Below are 16,819 nucleotides of genomic sequence, written 5' to 3'. Positions count from 1 at the left end.
GACGTTATGCGGTATTAGCTACCGTTTCCAGTAGTTATCCCCCTCCATCAGGCAGTTTCCCAGACATTACTCACCCGTCCGCCGCTCGTCACCCGAGAGCAAGCTCTCTGTGCTACCGCTCGACTTGCATGTGTTAGGCCTGCCGCCAGCGTTCAATCTGAGCCATGATCAAACTCTTCAATTTAAGTTTGATGCTCGTGAATTAAACTTCGTAATGAATTACGTATGTTCACTCAGAGACTTGGTATTCATTTTTCGTCCGAGGACGTTAAGAATCCATGTCACTTTGAGTGCCCACACAGATTGTCTGATAAATTGTTAAAGAGCAGTGCCGCTTCGCTTTTTCTCAGCGGTGCGGGGTGTGCATAATACGCCTACCCGCTTCAGAGTCAAGCATTTATTTTTGCCTTTCTCTGCCGGGTCACTCGGCTGGCTTTCAGCGGAGAACCCTGCTGACCCGGCGGCTTGTTTGCCGTTGTTCCGTGTCAGTGGAGGCGCATTATAGGCAGTAATTCTGACGTGACAAGTTTAAATTCACAAAAACAATTCGTTCGCTTACTTATTAAACAACTTTGCGTTCGGACTTTAATTCTTGCCTGGTTTTTAAACAAAAACGAGCCCATTGGGCCCGTTTTTGTCGTTTTGTGATTTACTGCACTGCGACGATATGGTCGTCTTTGACCACCAGCTGCACTTCTTTACCAGGAATTAACTCACCGGAAAGAATTTGCTGCGCCAGCGGGTTTTCGATCTGCTGCTGGATAGCGCGTTTTAACGGACGCGCGCCATACACCGGATCGTAACCATTCGCGCTCAGCAGTTTCAGCGCCTCATCGGACATATGAACGTCATAACCACGTTCTTCCAGACGTTTGTACAGACGCTGCAGCTGGATCTGCGCAATAGAAGCAATGTGTTTTTCACCCAACGGGTGGAAGACTACCACTTCATCGATACGGTTGATGAATTCCGGGCGGAAGTTCTGACTAACCACACCCAGAATCAGATCTTTCATATGGCCGTAATCCAGCGCCCCGAAACGTTCCTGAATCAGATCCGAACCAAGGTTAGAGGTCATGATCACCACCGTATTACGGAAATCGACCGTTCTCCCCTGCCCATCGGTCAGACGACCATCGTCCAGCACCTGCAACAGAATGTTGAACACATCCGGATGGGCCTTTTCGACTTCATCCAGCAGAATGACGGAATACGGACGGCGACGAACTGCTTCGGTCAGATAGCCCCCTTCTTCATAGCCGACATATCCCGGAGGCGCACCAACCAGACGCGAGACGGAGTGTTTCTCCATAAACTCGGACATATCGATACGCACCATTGCATCGTCGCTGTCGAACATAAAGTTAGCCAGCGTTTTGCAAAGCTCGGTTTTACCAACACCGGTTGGACCGAGGAACAGGAACGATCCGATTGGACGGTTCGGGTCAGACAGCCCGGCACGGCTACGACGAATCGCGTTGGATACCGCTTCAACCGCTTCGTTCTGACCGATCACCCGACTGTGCAACTCCTGCTCCATCCGCAGCAGTTTTTCACGCTCACCTTCCATCATTCGCGCCACCGGAATACCGGTCCAGCGGGCCAGCACTTCGGCAATTTCCGCATCGGTCACTTTATTTCGCAACAGACGCATAGTTTTACCTTCAGACTGGGTGGCAGCCGCGAGCTGTTTCTCCAGTTCCGGAATTTTGCCGTACTGCAGTTCAGACATCCGCGCGAGGTCGCCGACGCGACGCGCCTGCTCAATCGCGATTTTCGCCTGTTCCAGCTCGGCTTTGATGGTCTGAGTTCCGGAGAGTGACGCTTTTTCCGCCTTCCACTCTTCTTCTAATACTGAATACTGACGCTCTTTATCGGCCAGCTCTTCATTCAGCATATCCAGCCGTTTCAGACTGGCCTCATCGGCCTCTTTCTTCAACGCCTGCTGTTCCAGCTTGAGCTGGATAATACGACGGTCGAGTCGGTCGAGTTCTTCCGGCTTCGAGTCAATCTGCATACGAATGCTGGACGCGGCCTCATCGATCAGGTCGATGGCTTTATCCGGCAACTGACGGTCAGCAATATAGCGATGCGACAACGTTGCGGCTGCGACGATCGCCGGGTCGGTGATCTGCACATGGTGATGCAGCTCGTAACGCTCTTTTAAACCACGCAGAATCGCGATGGTATCTTCCACTGACGGTTCAGCCACGAACACTTTCTGGAAACGACGCTCCAGCGCAGCATCTTTTTCAATATACTGACGATACTCATCGAGGGTGGTCGCGCCGACGCAGTGCAGCTCACCACGAGCCAGCGCAGGTTTCAGCATGTTGCCGGCATCCATTGCGCCGTCTGCTTTCCCTGCCCCCACCATAGTGTGCAGCTCATCAATAAACAGGATGACGTTACCTTCCTGTTTGGAGAGATCGTTCAGGACGCCTTTCAGACGCTCTTCGAACTCACCGCGATACTTCGCCCCGGCCACCAGCGCCCCCATATCCAGCGCCAGTACACGGCGGCCTTTCAGCCCTTCCGGTACTTCACCGTTGACGATACGCTGCGCCAGTCCTTCCACGATGGCCGTTTTCCCGACGCCGGGTTCACCAATCAGAACCGGGTTATTTTTAGTGCGCCGCTGCAAGACCTGGATTGTCCGACGAATCTCTTCATCACGGCCAATCACCGGATCCAGTTTGCCTTGTTCAGCCCGCTCGGTCAGATCGACCGTAAATTTCTTCAATGCCTGACGTTGGTCTTCGGCACCCTGATCGTTCACGCTTTCACCTCCGCGCATTTGTTCAATCGCCTGAGTCACATTGGCGGTTGTTGCTCCGGCAGATTTTAAAAGGTCGGTCAGCGTACCGCGTGATTCAAGCGCCGCCAGGACGAACAGTTCTGACGAAATAAAGTTGTCCTTCCTCTTTTGCGCCAGCTTGTCGCAAAGATTCAGAATACGCACCAGATCCTGAGACGGCTGCACGTCGCCACCGGTGCCTTCCACCTGCGGTAAACGGCTCAACGCCTGAGTGATGCTTGTGCTTAACTCTCCGGCGTTAATGCCAGCAGACGTTAATAAAGGACGTACCGATCCCCCTTCCTGATTCAGCAAGGCGCTCATTAGATGAAGAGGTTCGATGAATTGGTTGTCGTGCCCAAGTGCAAGAGACTGGGCATCGGCAAGAGCAAGCTGGAATTTATTGGTAAGACGATCCAGACGCATAATTCCTCCCATAAACAGGTCAAATTTGCTACTGGAGATTAAATGAGGTCATCCCTCAATTATTCAAGGTTAAAGACCTGAACTATGCAAAAAATATGTTTGCCGTCTGGATCGTCTTGACTCGCGAGGTTATCTCAACCAGATGAAACTCGCCATACGACCCGTCGTCTTATCGCGGCGATAAGAGAAAAAATCATCCTTTTCGCTTAGCGTACAGCGATCGCCGCCGAAGATCTGCGTCACGCCCACGTTAGCCAGGCGCTGGCGGGCAAGCTGATAAATATCGGCAAAGTATTTCTCACCGACCGGCCGAAAAGCGCTGTCGGCCTTCGCGTCTTTACTCATAAAGGCATCGCGCACTTCCGGACCGACTTCAAACGCCTCGGGACCGATGGCCGGACCGAGCCAGGCCAGAATGTTTTCTGGCTTATCGGCAAAGCAGGCGATGGTTGCTTCGAGCACGCCGTCGCATAACCCACGCCAGCCGGCATGTGCAGCCGCAACTTCGGTTCCTGCACGATTGCAAAAAAGCACCGGCAGGCAGTCTGCGGTCATCACGGCACACACCGTGCCCGGCGTATTGCAGTATGACGCATCCGCTCGCTTTGACTCATATGGCCCGCCATCCAGTTTCAGCACGGCAGTGCCATGCACCTGCTCCAGCCAGACCGGATACGACGGTAACCCGCCTGCGGCAAACATCCGCCGGCGGTTCTCTTCCACATGCTGCAGATTGTCTCCGCAATGGGCACCCAGATTGAGTGAATCGTACGGAGGCAGGCTGACGCCGCCAACACGCGTGGAGCTACAGGCCGCCACGCCTTCCGGCACAGGCCATTGCGGTACAATCAGTTTAGTCATAACCAGTCAATATCGTCCTTGTGGTCTTCATAATCAGCACGCATTGCGTCAATCAGATCAACCATATCCTGAGGAATAGGCGCATGCCATTCCATCTCAATACCGCTGATCGGATGGTACAAACGCAGCATCGTCGCGTGCAGCGCCTGACGGTCAAACTTGCGCAGCGCGGTGATGAACGCTTCCGAAGCGCCTTTCGGCGGGCGCGGACGGCCGCCATATACCTGATCGCCCACCAGCGGATGGGTGATATGCGCCATATGCACACGGATCTGGTGCGTACGACCGGTTTCCAGACGCAGACGCAGGCGCGTATGAATACGGAAGTGCTCCATAATACGATAGTGCGTGACCGCCGGTTTACCCATCGGGTGTACCGCCATGTGCGTACGCTTGGTCGGGTGACGGCTGATAGGCTCTTCCACCGTTCCGCCGGAAGTCATGTGGCCAATCGCCACCGCTTCATACTCACGGGTGATTTCACGCAGCTGCAGCGATTCCACCAGGCGAGTTTGCGCCGGGATAGTCTTCGCGACGACCATCAGGCCGGTCGTGTCTTTATCCAGACGGTGCACGATACCCGCGCGCGGGACATCGGCAATCGGCGGATAGTAGTGCAGCAGCGCATTCAGCACAGTACCGTCGGGGTTGCCCGCGCCCGGGTGTACAACCAGGTCGCGCGGTTTGTTAATGACGAGGATGTCATCATCTTCATAAACGATATTGAGCGGAATATCCTGCGGTTCGAAGCGGACGTCTTCTTCGATTTCAACATCGATGGAGACGAGCTCTCCCCCTAAAACTTTCTCTTTCGGCTTGTCGCTGACAGCGCCGTTTACCAGCACTCGCTGGTCAAGGATCCAATCTTTTATTCGCGATCGCGAATAATCAGGGAACATTTCGGCCAAAGCCTGATCTAAGCGTTGTCCGAGTTGATTTTCGGACACCGTTGCGGTGAGTTGTACTCGTTGTGCCATATACAGCTTCTTCGTTTAACGTTGGGTTTTACGGCTTTGCCGTTTAATATAGTGTGCTATTGTAGCTGGTCTTAATCGGGAGCAGGAACAGAGATTCTCCCGCATAAACATTTTGAGGAAGTCAAAACGTCATGACGCGCATGAAATACCTGGTGGCAGCGGCCACACTGAGCCTGGCTTTGGTGGGTTGCTCCGGCTCAAAGGAAGAGGTGCCTGATAATCCGCCGAATGAAATCTACGCGACCGCTCAGCAAAAGCTGCAGGACGGTAACTGGAAACAGGCAATAACGCAACTGGAAGCGTTGGATAACCGCTACCCGTTCGGTCCTTATTCCCAACAGGTACAGCTCGACCTGATTTATGCGTATTACAAAAATGCCGATCTACCGCTGGCTCAGGCAGCCATCGACCGCTTTGTTCGTCTGAACCCGACACATCCTAACATTGATTACGTCATTTATATGCGTGGTCTGACAAATATGGCTCTGGATGACAGTGCGCTGCAAGGCTTCTTCGGGGTCGATCGTTCCGACCGCGATCCACAGCACGCGCGCGATGCCTTTAACGACTTCTCCAAACTGGTGCGCGGTTATCCGAACAGCCAGTATGCCACCGATGCCTACAAACGCATGGTGTTCCTGAAGGATCGCCTGGCGAAGTACGAGCTGTCAGTGGTGGATTACTACACCGACCGTGGTGCATGGGTTGCCGTGGTGAACCGTGTTGATGGCATGCTGCGCAGCTATCCGGATACACAGGCCACTCGCGATGCATTGCCGAAGATGGAAAACGCCTATCGCCAGATGCAAATGAATGCCCAGGCCGATAAAGTAGCGAAAATCATCGCGGCTAACAGCAAAAACACCTGATTGCATTTCAGATAAGCAAAACGGCAGCTATGAGCTGCCGTTTTTTTATTGCTCAGGCACCAAAGCTGAAGCGTTTTAGCGCCGAGACATCCTATCAAATATGACGCCCTTTCCCCTGTTCGACAAGTAAAATCTCACCTGTTCCTGCCCTGCCTCACAAAATGAATTCGCTGACAAAAAGTGACATTAAAATGTGATCTTAATCACACATCTTGACATTGGGCGAGGTATGCTGAGTTCACCAAGACGGGAAAGACAAGAGGTAAAATTTATGACAATGAACATTACCAGTAAACAAATGGAAATTACTCCGGCAATCCGCCAGCACGTCGCAGACCGTCTCGCCAAATTGGATAAATGGCAAACCCACTTAATCAACCCGCACATCATTCTCTCCAAAGAGCCGCAGGGTTTTGTCGCTGACGCAACCATCAACACGCCTAATGGTCACCTGGTTGCCAGCGGAAGAAGTGAAGATATGTACGTCGCTATCAACGAATTAATCAACAAGCTGGAACGGCAGCTGAATAAAGTGCAACACAAAGGGGAAGCCCGCCGCGCCGCAACATCGGTGAAAGAGGCAGGCTTTGTGGAAGAAGAAGAGTAATCCTTAACTTAATATTGTGTAACGCCACGCGCCTTCGGGCGCGTTTTTTATTGACAGGATGAAAACAGTACGGGTACTGTAACTGCCATCAACCAAAGGATATCACCGTGAAACAACTACCGTTCTTCTTCGCATTCTTTTTTACCTTCCCCTGAACGGGAGGCAATTCGTCGTGTGATAAAGAATGCGAAGACGAACAACAAGGCCTCCCAAGCGGGAGGCCTTTTTTTTTGATAAATGAATAACAATAAAGGCAACACAATATGACCGAGGAAAACCCGTTACTGGCCCTGCGCGATAAGATCAGCGCACTGGATGAAAAACTGCTCGCGCTGCTGGCAGAACGCCGTGGGCTGGCGGTAGAAGTAGGTAAAGCCAAGCTGGCATCGCACCGTCCGGTCCGTGATATCGACCGCGAACGTGACCTGCTGGAGCGGCTGATGACGCTGGGGAAAAGCCATCACCTCGATGCCCACTACATCACACGCCTGTTCCAGCTGATCATCGAGGATTCAGTACTCACTCAACAAACGCTGCTGCAGCAACACCTGAATAAAATCAATCCGCACTCAGCACGCGTGGCGTTCCTCGGGCCGAAAGGGTCATACTCACATCTTGCCGCACGCCAGTACGCCGCTCGCCACTTCGAGCAGTTCATCGAGAGCGGCTGCGCTAAATTCGCCGATATCTTCAATCAGGTAGAAACCGGACAGGCCGACTACGCGGTCGTCCCCATTGAAAACACCAGCTCCGGCGGGATCAACGACGTCTACGATCTGCTACAGCACACCAGCCTGTCGATCGTTGGCGAGCTGACGATCCCCATCGATCACTGCGTGCTGGTCTCGGCGTCAACCGACCCGCAACGTATTCAGACCGTGTATAGCCACCCGCAGCCGTTTCAGCAGTGCAGCCAGTATCTGAGCCGTTATCCACACTGGAAAATTGAATATACCGAAAGCACCTCGGCGGCGATGGAGAAAGTGGCGCAGGCTAACTCTCCTGCCGTTGCCGCGCTGGGTAGCGAAGCCGGCGGCGCGCTGTACGGCCTGCAGGTGCTGGAACACTGCCAGGCGAACCAAACACAAAACATTACCCGCTTCCTGGTGCTGGCACGCAAAGCGGTGAATGTTTCCGATCAGGTACCGGCAAAAACCACGCTGCTGATGGCCACCGGTCAACAGGCGGGTGCGCTGGTTGAAGCGCTTCTGGTACTGCGCAACCACAACCTGATCATGACCAAGCTGGAATCGCGCCCGATTCACGGTAACCCGTGGGAAGAGATGTTTTATCTGGATATCCAGGCCAACCTCGAATCAATCCCGATGCGTAAGGCACTGAAAGAGCTGGCCGAGATTACCCGTTCTATGAAGGTTCTCGGCTGCTACCCGGGCGAAAACGTGGTGCCGGTCGACCCGATTTAACGCTCAATAAATACTGGCTTCTTCATCCCTGCTACCGCAACCGGCAGGGTGAAGATGGCGCCAGAGAGCGGATATTGCTGTACTTCGTCGGCGTCCATGTTTTCCCGGGTGGTGGTGATGTACAGCGTGCGCATATCCGCGCCGCCAAAACAGACCATCGTCGGGCAGCGCACCGGCAGCCGGTAGGTTTCCAGCGCTTCTCCGCTCGGGGAAAAGCGGGCAATCCGCCAGCCGTCAAACATTGCACTCCAGTAGCACCCTTCTTCGTCGATAGCCGCCCCGTCAGGGATCCCCTCCCCCGGTTGAAAACGACGGAAGACTTCCCGCTTGCCGGGTTCGCCCTGCTCATCCAGCGGCGTCCGGTAAATCACGGCATTTGGCGTATCAGAGGTATACATCCAACGTTTATCGTCACTAAATGCCAGGCCGTTGGCGCCATGAATGTCACACTGAATCACCCGAGGCGACAGGTCATGGTTGATCCGCATCAGCAGCGCACCATTAAAATCTCCCGGCCCCCAGAATGTCCCGGCGTAAAAGCGCCCCTCGCGGTCGGTACCGCCGTCGTTAAAGCGTGCCAGCTGCGGGTTGCTTGGGTTATCACAGATTTTACGTCGCAGCAGGCCGTGCGCATCGGTTAACCAGATAGCGCTGCGTAGCGCCACGATAAAACCGCCTTTCTCGCGCAGAGCAAAGCAGCCCACTTCTTCGGGAAATTGCAGGACCTGATGCTCACCACTGTTGATGTCATAGCGGTGGATTTCACACTCAAGGATATCGGCCCAGTAGAGCGCCTGCTCGGTCTCGCTCCAGGTCGGGCATTCCGGCAGATGTCCTGCGTAATCAAACAGCGGTTGTGGTTCAGCCATCGTTGTCATCCCTATAAAAAAAGCCAGCGGGTTTCCCCTCTGGCTTTGATTATATACGGTTTTCCGTTACTGCCGGTTATCATTCGCCTGACGCAGCAGCGTCCGGCTTTCGCTCTGGAAGCGCTGAGCATGGTCGCCAAACCAGTGCTCCACTTTGCGGAAGCTGTCGATAAACGCCTGTTTATCTCCCTGCTCCAGCAGACCAATCGCTTCACCAAAACGCTGGTAGTAACGTTTAATCAGCGCCAGGTTATTTTCTGACGACATAATAATGTCGGCATACAGTTGCGGGTCCTGGGCAAACAGGCGGCCTACCATCGCCAGCTCAAGGCGGTAGATCGGTGATGACAGCGCCAGCAGTTGTTCCAGGCGGACGTTTTCTTCTGCCAGATGCAGGCCGTAAGCAAAGGTCGCGAAGTGGCGCAGCGCCTGAATAAAGGCCATATTCTGGTCATGCTCAACGGCGCTGATACGGTGCAGACGCGCGCCCCAGACCTGAATTTGTTCCAGGAACCACTGATACGCTTCCGGCTGACGACCGTCACAGTAAACCACGACCTGCTTCGCCAGGCTCCCGCTGTCCGGACCGAACATCGGGTGCAGGCCCAGCACTGGACCACGGTGCGCCGCCAGCATCGCCTGCAACGGTTCTGCTTTAACCGACGCCAGATCCACCAGGATGCAATCCGCCGGTAATGGCGGCAGCCGGCCAATCGTCTCAACCGTGGTATGAATAGGCACGCTGACGATAACCATCCCGGCATCGGCAACAATCTCTGTCGCGCGTGGCCAGTCTTCTTTCTCGAGAATACGGACCTGGTAGCCTGAAAGCGTCAGCATTTTTTCAAACAGACGCCCCATCTGCCCGCCGCCGCCGACAATCACTACCGGACGCAGATTCGGACACAGCGTTTTAAAGCCTTTGTCGTTCTCGCTGGAATATGACTCGCGCATGACGCGACGCAGCACGTCTTCGATAAGATCCGGCGGGACGCCAAGCGCTGACGCCTCTTCCCGCCGGGAAGCCAGCATCGCCGCTTCACGTTCCGGAACGTAAATCGGCAGGCCATACTGGCTTTTAACTTCTCCGACCTCCGCGACCAGCTCCAGGCGGCGTGCCAGTAATCCCAGCAGCGCCTTATCGACTTCATCAATTTGATCGCGTAACGCGGTCAGTTCAGCAACCATACTTTCCTCTTACCCCAGACGAGCCGCCAGATGACCGCGCAGATCTTTATCAAGTTCGCGGAGCAGAGCATCGGTGGTTTCCCAGCTGATGCAGGCATCGGTAACGGATACGCCGTATTTCATATCGCAACGCGGTTGTTCAGAAGACTGATTACCTTCGTGGATATTACTTTCAATCATCAGGCCAATAATGGAACGATTACCATCTTTGATCTGTGCAACGACGGATTCTGCAACCGCAGGCTGGCGGCGGTAGTCTTTGTTAGAATTACCATGACTGCAATCTACCATCAGCGACGGTTTCAGTCCCGCCTGCGCCATCTCTTTTTCGCATTTTTCGACATCTTCCGGGCCGTAGTTCGGCGATTTACCGCCGCGCAGGATCACATGGCCGTTCGGATTGCCCTGGGTTTGCAGCAGGCAAACCTGGCCGGCCTGGTTAATCCCGACAAAGCGGTGTGGCATGGCGGCGGCACGCATGGCGTTGATTGCTGTTGCGAGGCTGCCGTCTGTGCCGTTTTTAAAGCCAACCGGCATCGACAGGCCCGACGCCATTTCACGGTGAGTCTGGGATTCGGTGGTACGTGCACCGATTGCAGACCAGCTAAAGAGATCGCCGAGGTATTGCGGGCTGTTCGGATCCAGCGCTTCTGTTGCCAGCGGTAATCCCATGCTCACTAGCTCAACCAGCAGGCGACGCGCAATTTTCAGACCGCCTTCAACATCAAACGAGCCATCCATGTGCGGATCGTTAATCAGCCCTTTCCAGCCCACGGTAGTACGAGGCTTTTCAAAATAGACGCGCATGACCAGGTAGAGGCTATCGCTGACCTCTGCGGCAAGTGCTTTAAAACGATGGGCGTACTCAATTGCCGCTTCAGGATCGTGAATTGAACAAGGACCACACACCACCAGCAGGCGCGGATCGCGGCCGGCGATAATGTCAGAGATTGTCTGGCGGGATTGCGCAATCTGCGCTTCTTGTTCAAGGCTCAGCGGGAATTCAGCTTTCAGCTGATCCGGAGTGATCAAAACCTGTTCGTCGGTAATATGTACGTTGTTCAGCGCGTCTTTTTGCATGATGGCGATCCTGTGTAGCTCGTTTGCGATAATGGGTTCCTCGGCTGAGGAGTGACGTAACGATACCACACAAAGTAAAGATTTCAATCCATATTCCGTAAATTTTACTTTACACCTGCAAATTAAATGGCCTGAAAATCGCCATTCAATGTAAACATATATATACAATATAGCGATTATGCTACCAGGGCAGTTACTTTATTCACCATTCCTTTACGAAAAATCCTGGATGAAATTGCCGTAAGGATAAAGCAGTGATTAATGACGCTCCTCGCCAACAGTGGTATCCTGCGCCAGAACATCAACGATCTGCACTTCATGCATTAAGACGAACCTGACGGATCCGTTAATGAAACAGTTTCACCGTCTTATTTTTATATTTTTATTATTTATCGTGGGCTACCCTGTTTTCGCCTCCGAGCCGCCGAAAAATGTTCGGGCTATTGTTTCAGGTATTGTCACTTATACCCGCTGGCCTGCATTATCCGGTCTGCCTAAATTATGTATTTTTTCTACCTCACATTACGTACAGAGCCTTGCTCAGGAAAAGCCTGAAGCGTTGCCATATCGGCCGGTCATTGTTCACAATACTCAAGAAGCAATGAATACGGTCTGTGATGGGTTTTATTTTGGCAGCGAGTCGCCGTCTCAGCAGGCAGAACTCACCTCAAAATATCAATCCCGTCCTCTTTTGCTGATCGCAGAACAAAATAGCGAATGCGCGATTGGTAGTGCTTTTTGCCTGATTATCAATGACGAGAGGGTCAGATTCTCCGTGAATCTGGATGTCCTGACGCACAGCGGCGTACGGGTTAATCCAGACGTACTGATGCTTGCCCGGAATAGCGCACATGAATAAGGAATTATCACAGGCTCCACGCCCGACGTTTAAAAGAGCGCTGCGCCGTATCAGCGTGATAAGTGTGGTGATCTCAATGACGCTGGTCTGGATGCTGCTGAGCACCGCCTCGGTATTTACGCTTAAGCAATATGCGCAAAAAAACCTGGCGCTGACCGCCGCCACCATGAGCCGAAGCCTTGAGGCCGCGCTGGTGTTTGATGACAGTTCCGCCGCGGAAGAAACCCTGGCGACGCTCGGGAAACAGGGACAATTCTCTGAAGCCCTGGTGCTGGACAACCAGCAAAATCGCTTTGCCGTCTGGCAGAATACCGATCTGGTCCGCCACGAGAAACTGAGCGGAATTATCAGCCAATGGCTGTTCCCGGAACCGACCAGGCAGCCGATCATGCATCAAGGGAAAGTCATCGGCGAACTTCGTCTGAAAGCGCTGGACAGCATGATCGGCCATTTCCTCGCGATCTCGATCATTGTATTAACCGGCAGTATTCTGCTGGCCTCAGTGATTTCCTTATTGCTGACCCACTCACTGCACCACGGTATTGTCACCGCGCTGCAAAGTATTACTGAAGTGGTTCACGATATTCGGGAAAACCGTCATTTCTCCCGTCGGGTTCCGGAAGAACACATTGAGGAATTCCATCTTTTTGCCCAGGACTTTAATAGCCTGCTGGGCGAAATGGAGGACTGGCAGCAGCAGCTGCAGGCGAAAAATGCCCAGCTGTTACGCTCGTCCCTGCATGACCCGCTGACCGGACTGGCCAACCGTGCCGCATTCCGCAGCATTATCATGGCATTAATGAAAGATGACACCGCCCGCCAGCGCTCAGCATTACTGTTCCTCGATGGCGACAACTTTAAACTGATTAATGACAACTGGGGTCATGCAACGGGTGACAAAGTCCTGATCGACGTCGCCAGCCGGCTGATGGCCTTTGCCAACAAGCGCCATCAGGCATGGCGTTTAGGCGGCGACGAGTTTGCGATCCTGCTGCGCGATGTTCATTCAGAGGCGGAAGTGCAGGCACTTTGCGCCACGCTCTCGGCTCTGTTCCTCGAGCCGTTTAATTTGCACAACGGCCATACGGCAACTTTGTCTCTCAGTATTGGCTATGCGTTAGCCTGGGAACATCACTCTGCGGAAAGCCTGCAGGAGTTCGCCGATCAAAATATGTATCGGAAAAAACACCAGCGTATTCAGCAAGTACAAAATTAAAGGGATCCACCATGCTCAGGAAATATTTTGCTCCCGCACTGATAGCAGTGGCTTTACTCAGCGGCTGCCAGACGGCACCGCAAGGAAAATTCTCTGCGGAACAAATTGCCGCGATGCAGTCATACGGCTTTACGGAAACTGAGGGTGACTGGTCACTGGGTTTATCCGACAGCATTCTGTTTGATAAAAACGACTACCATCTGCGTAGCGACAGCCAGGCGCAAATCCAGAAAATGGCCTCCCGACTGGCCGCAACCGGCATTACACATGGCCGACTGGATGGCCACACCGACAACTACGGCGAGGACAGCTACAACGAAGCTCTGTCGCTTAAACGGGCTGATATTGTCGCAGATGCCTGGACGAAGGGAGCCAACATCCCGCGCAGTAATTTAACCACCCGCGGGTTAGGTAAAAAGTATCCGATTGCCAGTAATGATACGGCGAAAGGCCGTGCTGAAAACCGCCGCGTCACGGTGGTGATCAGCACGCCTTAAGCGGCTTAGTCGACGGAGTTCGCGAGCGTGACGCCTGTAGCCGCGCGCCAGCGGAGATAGTCGATCGCCAGACATGCCGCCAGACTGACGCCCATCAATGGCAACGCCAGCCCCAACATCACCGCGATCGCCAGCGTGATGACACGGGCTGGCCACCCGAGATTCACCCACGCCTGAACCAGGGTGTTTGCCGGGTTAAACGCCGCGTGGGCCGGACGACGGATCCACCACAAACGATATCCCACCACGATCATCACACACAGCGCGATACCGAAGGCGATCAGCAGCAACTGGTTGGCCAGGCCAAACAGGATCCCCATATGGAAATCCACGCCCCAGCGGGTCAGCTTGGCCATCAGCGGGAAATCAGCAAAACGGGTACGATCCACCACCTGCATCCGTTCACCATCAATCGCCACCGCATCAACCTGGGTCGGCCAGCTTCTGTCGATCTCCGTGACCGTCCACGCCCGGCCGGCCGCTGCCGGTGGGCGGATTTCCAGCTTGCTGGCATCCAGGCCCGCCGCCTGCGCCACCGTCAGCACGTGATCAAACTGCTCGCCCGATGCTGATGGCATGGCCTCCGTCATCGCCATATGCCCCATATGATGTTCTGCATGTGGGTCATGCGCCATCGGCATCGCGCTATGCAGTTGGGTATTCACCTGCGGCGTCAGCCAGCCGAACGCAGCTCGCATCTTATCGACGTTGCCGCCCGCCCACTGCGACCAGGTCAGGCCGGTGGCAGAAAAGAGCAACATGCCCGCCAGCAGCGCCCAGCCCAGAGAGACGTGCAAACGACGGTGGTTCTGCATCCGGTTGTTGATCCGTCGGCGGGGACGGGTCATCGCCCAGAGCACGATCCCCCCGAGCGCCGCCACCCACATCCACGATGCCGCCAGCTCGCTATAAAGCCGCCCGCTATCGCCTAGCAACAGCGAGCGGTGGGCGTAATCGATCCACTGGCGCAGCGGTAAAATTCCGCTGGTTCCGTAGACGGTCATGTCCCCCGTCACCTTCAGCGTCACCGGATCGATAAAAATTGACCGCGTTTCAGACTCGCCCAGCTGCGGGTCAGCAAACATCACCCGGGTGGTTTCACCGGCGTTGAGGGCCGGACGCACCGCCTGTAAACGAAGGTTACCGTGAGTGCCGTCTTGCGCCGCCGCCAGCTGTAAGCTCAGGGGCTGGCTTTCGCCGTTGAGCGTGCCGTGCAGGGCGTCCCGATAAAGCCAGTTCTCCAGCTGCGGGGTGGCGACGTAAAGCGTACCGGTCAAGGCCGCCACAAAGATAAACGGCCCGACAAACAGACCAATGTAAAAATGGAGACGTCGCAGCAGGTTGAGCCATGCCGCGCGCGAGGTGCAGGTTGTCATACTTTTCCTTTCTGAAAGCAAAAAGAGAACGTTGCGCAGTGCGCACATTATTTTTAGAAAGCGGGAAAAGCAGAACGGTGCGGCGGTGCGCGGGTTTCCGGGTAAAGCCAGGGAAAGTAATGTCGGCGTTTCAGCACCAGACAGGGGAAGAGGACCCGAACGCGACGCAGGACGATAGAGAGCAACACCGCCAGCGCAAAGAGCAGCCCCGGAACATGGGCTAACAGCACGCAATAGCCGCAGGCTTCGGCATGGTCAAGCGGTTGCGTATGCGTCGAGGAGGGATCAGTGGACGCGGCAGAATGCGGCTCCACCATATCGTGCGTCATGCCCATCATCGCATGGTGCATGCCCGGCATGGCGCTCATCGGATCTTTTTGCAACGAAACCGAAATCAGCGGTGCGATCACGATCAACAGGATCGAAAAAAGCGCCAGCCATGCGGCCCGCCGTTCGATTGTTGAGTGTTGAGAAATATCGCTGACCACCGCCCCTCCGAGATGAGGGGATATTGTAAATGATTTACATCACGATGGTTAAATTAAAGATAAAAAAAGGGCCGGCCCATCAGGCCAGCCCTTTTCATCAGGATGTCGCGAAAGCGAATCTTAGTTAAGACGCTCTTTGATACGAGCAGACTTACCGGTACGCTCACGCAGGTAGTACAGTTTAGCTTTACGTACAGCACCACGACGTTTAACAGTAATGCTGTCAACGACCGGAGAGTGAGTCTGGAAGACACGCTCAACGCCTTCGCCGTTGGAAATTTTACGAACAGTGAATGCAGAGTGCAGACCGCGGTTACGAATAGCGATAACCACGCCCTCGAATGCCTGCAGACGTTTTTTGGAACCTTCAACAACCCATACTTTCACTTCCACGGAATCACCCGGGCGGAAGGAAGGTACGTCCTGCTTCATCTGTTCTTGTTCAATTTGCTTAATAATGTTGCTCATAATTTAATCTCTTATCCTGGGTAAACTGATATTGGGGGCTTACGCCGTCCCATCATGTTTATGTTGCTGTTGTGCGTGTTCAGTTTTGAACTGCGCCAGCAACTTTGCTTGCTCTTCAGTCAGAGCCAGGTTTTCCAAAAGTTCAGGTCTTCTAAGCCAGGTCCGGCCCAGCGACTGTTTCAAACGCCAGCGACGTATCTCAGCATGGTTTCCCGACAGCAATACTGGCGGTACTTCCATCTCTTCTAACACTTCAGGGCGAGTATAGTGTGGACAGTCCAGCAACCCATCAGCAAAGGAATCTTCCGTTGCTGATGCTTCATGGCCCAGAACTCCCGGAATGAACCGGGAAACGGAGTCAATCAGCGTCATTGCCGGTAACTCTCCACCGCTGAGAACGTAATCACCGATTGACCATTCTTCGTCAATTTCGGTCTGGATTACGCGCTCGTCTATCCCTTCGTAGCGACCGCACACCAGAATCAGTTTCTGATTCGTTGCCAGTTCGCTGACGCCTGCTTGATCAAGCTTGCGTCCCTGAGGTGACAGATAAATCACCTTAGCGCCTTCACCTGCCGCGGCTTTTGCTGTGTGGATGGCGTCCCGTAAGGGTTGCACCATCATTAGCATCCCCGGTCCGCCGCCGTAAGGACGATCGTCCACGGTACGGTGCCGGTCATGAGCAAAGTCACGAGGACTCCAGCTCTGGATGCTCAGCAGGCCATTTTTTACTGCCCGGCCAGTTACCCCGTAATCGGTAATTGCGCGGAACATTTCAGGAAACAGGCTAATTATGCCAATCCACATAGCGCCGTCT

Annotated in this window: 17 protein-coding genes, 1 rRNA gene and 1 other annotated feature; of the genes, 7 read left to right on the top strand and 11 right to left on the bottom strand. The window is 54.1% G+C overall.

Features of this window, described 5'->3' with window-relative positions:
* The 4 genes from EDF82_RS18305 to rluD form a co-directional block, all read right to left on the bottom strand.
* A 16S ribosomal RNA gene (locus EDF82_RS18305) occupies positions 1-184 on the bottom strand; the annotation flags it as partial.
* Between the two features lie 465 nt (positions 185-649).
* Positions 650-3,223 carry an ATP-dependent chaperone ClpB gene (clpB, locus tag EDF82_RS18300; protein ID WP_123756926.1) on the bottom strand — a complete coding sequence of 858 codons (2,574 nt, stop codon included), beginning with the start codon at positions 3,221-3,223 and terminating at the stop codon, positions 650-652.
* A 129-nt stretch (positions 3,224-3,352) separates the two neighbouring features.
* Entirely contained in the window at positions 3,353-4,084 is a 732-nt protein-coding gene (gene yfiH / locus EDF82_RS18295; protein WP_123756925.1) for a purine nucleoside phosphorylase YfiH, read from the bottom strand.
* The gene (gene rluD / locus EDF82_RS18290) at positions 4,081-5,061 is read right to left on the bottom strand and encodes a 23S rRNA pseudouridine(1911/1915/1917) synthase RluD (RefSeq protein ID WP_123756924.1); all 981 of its coding nucleotides are present in this window, start codon (positions 5,059-5,061) and stop codon (positions 4,081-4,083) included. The genes yfiH and rluD overlap by 4 nt, the downstream gene beginning before the upstream one ends.
* A 131-nt stretch (positions 5,062-5,192) precedes the next feature.
* Here rluD and bamD point away from each other — a divergent pair, with 131 nt between their 5' ends.
* The 4 genes from bamD to pheA all read left to right on the top strand — a co-directional run bounded on the left by bamD (position 5,193) and on the right by pheA (position 7,961).
* Positions 5,193-5,930: an outer membrane protein assembly factor BamD gene (gene bamD / locus EDF82_RS18285; protein WP_100686641.1), complete on the top strand. Its 738-nt coding sequence runs from the start codon at positions 5,193-5,195 to the stop codon at positions 5,928-5,930.
* 271 nt (positions 5,931-6,201) lie between these two features.
* Entirely contained in the window at positions 6,202-6,537 is a 336-nt protein-coding gene (raiA, locus tag EDF82_RS18280; RefSeq protein ID WP_004866516.1) for a ribosome-associated translation inhibitor RaiA, read from the top strand.
* A gap of 106 nt (positions 6,538-6,643) precedes the next feature.
* Positions 6,644-6,768, top strand: a sequence feature (Phe leader region).
* Positions 6,645-6,692, top strand: coding sequence for a pheA operon leader peptide PheL (gene pheL / locus EDF82_RS25315; protein WP_125294913.1), 48 nt, complete (start codon positions 6,645-6,647; stop codon positions 6,690-6,692). Its footprint overlaps the feature before it by 48 nt.
* Before the next feature lie 32 nt (positions 6,769-6,800).
* Positions 6,801-7,961: a bifunctional chorismate mutase/prephenate dehydratase gene (gene pheA, locus EDF82_RS18275; RefSeq protein WP_123756923.1), complete on the top strand. Its 1,161-nt coding sequence runs from the start codon at positions 6,801-6,803 to the stop codon at positions 7,959-7,961.
* Here the strand turns inward: pheA and EDF82_RS18270 are convergent.
* From EDF82_RS18270 to aroF, 3 genes are all read right to left on the bottom strand, one after another.
* A complete protein-coding gene (locus EDF82_RS18270) occupies positions 7,958-8,830 on the bottom strand; it encodes an SMP-30/gluconolactonase/LRE family protein (protein ID WP_123756922.1) in 873 nt (290 codons plus the stop codon). The genes pheA and EDF82_RS18270 overlap by 4 nt on opposite strands.
* Before the next feature lie 66 nt (positions 8,831-8,896).
* Positions 8,897-10,018, bottom strand: a complete 1,122-nt coding sequence (gene tyrA, locus EDF82_RS18265) for a bifunctional chorismate mutase/prephenate dehydrogenase (protein WP_123756921.1) — start codon at positions 10,016-10,018, stop codon at positions 8,897-8,899.
* A 9-nt stretch (positions 10,019-10,027) separates the two neighbouring features.
* Positions 10,028-11,098 (bottom strand): 3-deoxy-7-phosphoheptulonate synthase AroF, encoded by a 1,071-nt coding sequence (gene aroF / locus EDF82_RS18260; RefSeq protein WP_123756920.1) that lies wholly within the window; start codon positions 11,096-11,098, stop codon positions 10,028-10,030.
* Between the two features lie 349 nt (positions 11,099-11,447).
* Here aroF and EDF82_RS18255 point away from each other — a divergent pair, with 349 nt between their 5' ends.
* From EDF82_RS18255 to EDF82_RS18245, 3 genes are read left to right on the top strand one after another with little or no spacing between them, the layout of a single operon-like run.
* Positions 11,448-11,957, top strand: a complete 510-nt coding sequence (locus EDF82_RS18255; protein ID WP_123756919.1) for a YfiR family protein — start codon at positions 11,448-11,450, stop codon at positions 11,955-11,957.
* Positions 11,950-13,173 (top strand): diguanylate cyclase DgcN, encoded by a 1,224-nt coding sequence (gene dgcN / locus EDF82_RS18250; RefSeq protein ID WP_123756918.1) that lies wholly within the window; start codon positions 11,950-11,952, stop codon positions 13,171-13,173. Before EDF82_RS18255 ends, dgcN begins: the two co-directional genes overlap by 8 nt.
* 11 nt (positions 13,174-13,184) lie before the next feature.
* Complete coding sequence (locus tag EDF82_RS18245) at positions 13,185-13,670, top strand: OmpA family protein (RefSeq protein ID WP_123756917.1); 486 nt, start codon at positions 13,185-13,187, stop codon at positions 13,668-13,670.
* 5 nt (positions 13,671-13,675) lie between these two features.
* On the opposite strand, the gene EDF82_RS18240 is transcribed toward EDF82_RS18245, so the two are convergent.
* From EDF82_RS18240 to trmD, 4 genes are all read right to left on the bottom strand, one after another.
* Entirely contained in the window at positions 13,676-15,046 is a 1,371-nt protein-coding gene (locus EDF82_RS18240; RefSeq protein ID WP_123756916.1) for a PepSY domain-containing protein, read from the bottom strand.
* 53 nt (positions 15,047-15,099) lie between these two features.
* The gene (locus EDF82_RS18235; protein ID WP_123756915.1) at positions 15,100-15,534 is read right to left on the bottom strand and encodes a DUF2946 domain-containing protein; all 435 of its coding nucleotides are present in this window, start codon (positions 15,532-15,534) and stop codon (positions 15,100-15,102) included.
* Between the two features lie 120 nt (positions 15,535-15,654).
* Positions 15,655-16,002 (bottom strand): 50S ribosomal protein L19, encoded by a 348-nt coding sequence (rplS, locus tag EDF82_RS18230; RefSeq protein ID WP_095282974.1) that lies wholly within the window; start codon positions 16,000-16,002, stop codon positions 15,655-15,657.
* Between the two features lie 39 nt (positions 16,003-16,041).
* Complete coding sequence (trmD, locus tag EDF82_RS18225; protein WP_123756914.1) at positions 16,042-16,809, bottom strand: tRNA (guanosine(37)-N1)-methyltransferase TrmD; 768 nt, start codon at positions 16,807-16,809, stop codon at positions 16,042-16,044.
* Positions 16,810-16,819 lie beyond the last annotated feature (10 nt).

The sequence above is a fragment of the Klebsiella sp. BIGb0399 genome, from assembly GCF_003752615.1.
Lineage (GTDB): Bacteria > Pseudomonadota > Gammaproteobacteria > Enterobacterales > Enterobacteriaceae > Klebsiella > Klebsiella lignicola.
The sequence above is the reverse complement of the archived record's forward strand: the minus strand, read 5'-3'. Positions and strand labels throughout refer to the sequence as shown.